Source organism: Herbaspirillum sp. UBA812, assembly GCF_002296545.1.
Taxonomy (GTDB): domain Bacteria; phylum Pseudomonadota; class Gammaproteobacteria; order Burkholderiales; family Burkholderiaceae_D; genus Herbaspirillum; species Herbaspirillum huttiense.
Map to the genome: position 1 here is coordinate 1 of NZ_DBIC01000169.1, position 3,263 is coordinate 3,263.

Consider the following 3,263-nt stretch of genomic DNA (forward strand, 5'->3'; position numbering starts at 1 on the left):
CCAGCTTGCGCCCGCCCAGCAGGCCGCCCTTGGCGTTGATCTCGTCGATGGCGATGCTCATGCCGCGCGTCAAGGCTTCGCCGGCCTGGGCCGACTGGCCGGAGAGGGCCGTGACCAGGCCGATCTTGATGGGGTCGGCGGCCAGTGCCAGCGGCGACAGCGCGGCGGCGAGGGTGGCGGCTGCGGCGGCGATGAGGGTACGGCGGGTCAGGCGAATCATGGTGTTGCCTCCATAAGGTTCCGAGAAGTAAGTGTGTGGCTTTGCCCGGCATGACTTATGCAAGGGCTATGCCAAGCGCAGCAGGAAGGCTTAATTTTTGCCGACAATATCTCTCTAATAGTGGCGGCATTAAATACGGCATATTGCTGCTGATCGGATATTTAACTTGCATTCAATAATGCACAATGCTTGTGCAAACCATGGAGAAAATGATGCACGCCGCACCATCATCAATCACCGGGCAGGGAACAACCCTGCCTCCCCTGCCCTATGATCCGGCCGCCCTGGTGGACGAATACCTGCGCGTGCTGATGATTCCCGACCCGGTGGCCGCGCGCCGCTTCGTCTCGCCGGAGCTGAAGATCCGCTTTACCGGCGGCCGGGAAATGATCGACCCGGCGCAATGCGCAGCCTTCAACGCCACGCGCTATGGCTGGGTCAAGAAGCGTTTCGAGGGCACCGAAGTGGTAGCCGGTGCCACGGTCGAACAAGCCATCGTCTACAACCGTGGCACGCTGTTTGGCGTGTGGCCCGATGGCGAGGCCTTCGAAGGCAATCGCTACGTGGACCGCTACGTGATCCGCCACGGGCTGATCGTGCAGATGGATGTATGGAACGACAGTGCCGAACGCCTGCTGGTGCGCGCCGGCCTGGCCGAGCTGTAAGGAGGCGGCATGCAAGCGACGATCCTGCCGCCCAATGCGGGCGAAGCGCTGGGCCATGATGATGGACGGGATGCCTATGGCGTGCTGCGCTCGCATGGCCGTTTCGGCTATTCGCCCATCCATCGCCGGCCCGACTATTGCTGGCCCAATGGCGCGAGACTGGCGGTGTACCTGGGCTTCAACATCGAGCACTTCGCTTTCGGAGAGGGGCTGGGGGCCAAGCTGGGGCCGGTCTGTCCGGAGCCCGACGTCCTCAACTATGCCTGGCGTGAATACGGCAACCGTGTCGGCGCCTGGCGCTGCCTGGAACTGTTCGAACAACTGGGCCTGCCGGCCGGCGTGCTCATCAACACCGCGCTCTATGATCATTGCCCGGAACTGGTGGAAGCCTTCGCTGCGCGCGGCGATGAATTGATTGGCCACGGCCACACCAATGCACATCAGCAAGGCACGCTGGACGAGGAGGCCGAAGCCGCCCTGCTGCGCCACTGCCGCACGCGCATCCAGGCCGAGAGCGGAGTACAGCCCACGGGCTGGCTCTCGCCCTGGATTTCGGAGAGCCTGGTCACGCCCGACCTGCTGCAGGAAACCGGCTATCGCTACAACCTGAACTGGGCGCATGACGACCAGCCGGTACGCATGCGCACCCGCACCGGCGAGACGCTGTGGTCGATACCCTATCCGCAGGAACTGAACGACATCCCCATGATCGTGGCGCGCCAGATGGATGGCCGCGACTTCGCCCGCATGATCGTGGACAACTTCGACGAGATGCGCGAACAGGCGCTGCGCCAGCCGCTGGTGATGGGCATTGCCCTGCATCCCTACCTGGTCGGCCAGCCTTATCGCCTGCGCCATCTGCGCACCGCCCTGCAGCATCTGGCGGCGGCGCGCGATCGCGGCGAGATCTGGTTCACCACACCCGGCGCAATCTGCGACCACGTGGACAGCCTCGAACAATTACGCCAGCCGTTCTGAGCCGGCATGACGCATCAGGAGAATGAATTGAGCACTGCCCAGGCCCCTGCGCCTCGTACTACCGCCTTCGAGATCGATGACCATGTCGGTGCCTTCGTGCCGCATGGCCGCTTCACCCTGCCGGGCGCTGCCAGCGGCCCGCTGGCCGGGTTGCGCTTCGCTGCCAAGGACTTGTTTGATGTGGCCGGGCACCCGACCGGCGCCGGCAACCCGGACTGGCTGCGCAGCCACCCCATCCCCACGCGCAGCAATGCGCTGGTGGAGCAGTTGCTGCAGGCCGGCGCCACGCTGGTCGGCAAGACCCTGACGGATGAACTGGCCTACAGCATCCACGGCGACAACCATCATTACGGCACGCCGGTCAACAGCGCCGCACCGGAGCGCGTGCCGGGCGGCTCCTCCAGCGGCTCGGCCGCCGCGGTGGCGGCGCGCCTGTGCGACTTCGCGCTGGGCACCGACACCGGCGGCTCGACCCGCGTGCCGGCCAGCTATTGCGGCGTGTGGGGCCTGCGCACCAGCTTCGGCCTGCTCTCCACGGCCAGCATGGCGCCGCTGTGCCCCAGCTTCGATACGGCCACCTGGCTGGCACATGATGCGGGGACCTTCGAACGGGTCGGGCAGGTGCTGCTGCCCAAGACCGGTTCCACGCAACTGCGCAAGGTCTTGCTGCCATTCGATCTGCTGGAACTGGCCGAGGCCGAGTTCCATCCGGTCGTGCAGCGGGTCTATGACGCACTGCGCAGCGAGCTGCCCGGCGAGCACATGCGGCTGTCGGGCGACGAAGGCGAACTGGAACGATGGCGTCAGGCCTACATCCATGCCTCGGCCTTCGATGCCTGGCAATGCCACGGAGCGTGGATCAGTTCGGCGCGTCCGGTGTTCGGTCCGGCGGTGCAGGCGCGCTGGGACATGGCGCAGAACATCAGCGCCGACACCGCCCGCGCCGCGCGCGAGAAACAGGATCTGGTGCGGCATCGCGTGCGCTCGCTGCTCGGCGCCGACGGGGTGGCGGTGATGCCCTCGGCATCGAGCGTGGCCCCCTTGCGTGACGCCACGGCGGCCGAGATCGACCAGGTGCGTGCGCGCACCTTCCGCCTGACCTGCGTGGCCGGACTGGCGGGCTTGCCGCAGGTGAGCATGCCCTTCACCACTCCCGCCGGACTGCCGATCGGCGTATCATTGCTCGGCCCGGCCGGCAGCGACCTGGCCCTGATCGGGCTGGCGACGCGCCTGTGGCGCAGCCTGCAGGCAGCGCAGTGAGACCGGGCATGATCCACCCCATGACTAGACGATGAGCGACCTCTCTCCCCGCAAGACGACCAAGCCGACTTCCCGCACTGGCAAGTCCCAGGAGCACGCCACCAAACCGGCAGCGGCACCGGCCCCCCCCAGCCCCGCCG

General features: G+C 66.4%; 4 protein-coding genes. 3 read left to right on the top strand and 1 reads right to left on the bottom strand.

The features are described from left to right. Positions 1-220 (bottom strand): ABC transporter substrate-binding protein (locus B3873_RS11315; RefSeq protein WP_286866090.1); only part of this gene is annotated, 220 nt, incomplete at its 3' end. Positions 221-432: 212 nt separating this feature from the next. Between B3873_RS11315 and B3873_RS11320 the strand changes: the two genes are divergently transcribed. From B3873_RS11320 to B3873_RS11330, 3 genes are read left to right on the top strand one after another with little or no spacing between them, the layout of a single operon-like run. Then, complete coding sequence (locus B3873_RS11320) at positions 433-885, top strand: hypothetical protein (protein WP_051156467.1); 453 nt, start codon at positions 433-435, stop codon at positions 883-885. Positions 886-894: 9 nt separating this feature from the next. Next, a complete protein-coding gene (locus tag B3873_RS11325; RefSeq protein WP_199725106.1) occupies positions 895-1,863 on the top strand; it encodes a polysaccharide deacetylase family protein in 969 nt (322 codons plus the stop codon). Positions 1,864-1,890: 27 nt separating this feature from the next. After that, positions 1,891-3,123, top strand: coding sequence for an amidase (locus B3873_RS11330; protein WP_286866091.1), 1,233 nt, complete (start codon positions 1,891-1,893; stop codon positions 3,121-3,123). Positions 3,124-3,263: the final 140 nt, after the last annotated feature.

Bases quoted from the DNA above. Each gene is read 5' to 3' on its own strand.
- B3873_RS11325 (WP_199725106.1), top strand. From the start codon at position 895: ATGCAAGCGACGATCCTGCCGCCCAATGCGGGCGAAGCGCTGGGCCAT.
- B3873_RS11320 (WP_051156467.1), top strand. From the start codon at position 433: ATGCACGCCGCACCATCATCAATCACCGGGCAGGGAACAACCCTGCCT.